The following is a 1,146-nucleotide window of genomic DNA, read 5'->3' as shown; positions in this document are numbered from 1 at the left end:
GCCGTACGGGGTCGGTTCCGGGGGCACCGCTGCGGGCGGCCGGTCCCGCCGTCGTGCGGGTCCGGGTGCGCCCCTCCTGGCATCAGAGCACGGCCCCACCGGGGATGCGCCCCTGCGGGCGGGGCCGTCGCGGTGCGGCGGAAGGGGCCGTTCGTGGGCACCGGAGAGGGCCCGGCGGAACCGGGGCGGGAGGGCCGTTCGCCGGGCGCGGCTCGTCCGCGAGCGCCGGAAGGCCCGGCGGAACCGGGGCGAGCGCCGTTCCCCGGGCGAGGGCTGTTCGCCGGGCGGGGGCGCGGCCGTTCGTGTGTCGGATGCGGGCTGCCGGCGAGGTGGGGCCCGCGGCCGGCCGGGGGCACGGCGTGCGGTCGCCCGTCGGCGACTCGTACCGGTGGGCCGGGCGGGTCGGTCCGTGGGAGCGGGGCTCAGCCCGCGTCGGCGGCCCCGGCGGCGGGGGCTGCCTGGGCCGCGACGGGCTCGCCGGTGGCCGCGCCGGCGACGTCCTCGACCACGGCACGCGCCCGTGGCTCCGCCACCCCGGCGGCGACCAGCGTGGCGACGGCGGCCCGGGTGCCGTCGTCCTCCAGCGCGCCGTTGTTGACCGCTTCCAGGAGGGCCACCACCATCGCCTCCAGGCCGGCGCTCAGCGCCGCGGGCGGCAGGTGGGCGGGGAAGACACCGTCCCGCTGCCCCCGCGCCAGGATGGCCGTGACCTCGTCACGGGCCGGCCGGAGGATCTCGGCCACGCGTTCGGCGCCCAGGTCGTGCCGGGCCAGGGCCAGCAGCAGCCGGTAGCGGTCCCCGACCGGCCAGGTGGCCAGGGTGAGGTGCGCCAGGGCCCGCTCGGCGGGCTCCGCGGGCCGGGAACCGGCCGCCACCGCGCGCCGCAAGGTGTCCGACGCCTCCTCGGCGAGCGCCTCCAGCAGCGCCGCGCGGCCCGGGAAGTGGCCGAAGAGGGTGCGCCGCACGACGCCGGAGGCCCGGGCCAGCTCCTCCAGGGTGATGTCGGGGTTCCGGCCCAGCTCCCTGCGCGCGGTGGCCAGGATGCGGGCCCGGTTGGACCGCGCGTGGCTCCGCCGGGGCTCGCGGGCGGCGGACTCGGGCACGGACGACCTCGGTGGCTGGGAAGGGGCGGGCGGCGGCCTCATT

At 80.6% G+C, this 1,146-nt stretch carries 1 protein-coding gene; it reads right to left on the bottom strand.

Translation table 11 applies throughout. The features are described from left to right. Window positions 1-422: 422 nt before the first annotated feature. On the bottom strand, window positions 423-1,103 hold the full coding sequence (locus IHE55_RS30490) for a TetR/AcrR family transcriptional regulator (protein ID WP_197990874.1): 681 nt from the start codon (window positions 1,101-1,103) through the stop codon (window positions 423-425). Window positions 1,104-1,146: the final 43 nt, after the last annotated feature.

Origin of the sequence: Streptomyces pactum (assembly GCF_016031615.1) — a bacterium.
Classification (GTDB): Bacteria; Actinomycetota; Actinomycetes; order Streptomycetales; family Streptomycetaceae; genus Streptomyces; species Streptomyces pactus.
Note: the sequence above shows the minus strand (reverse complement) of the source record. Positions and strands in the feature narration are given on the sequence as shown.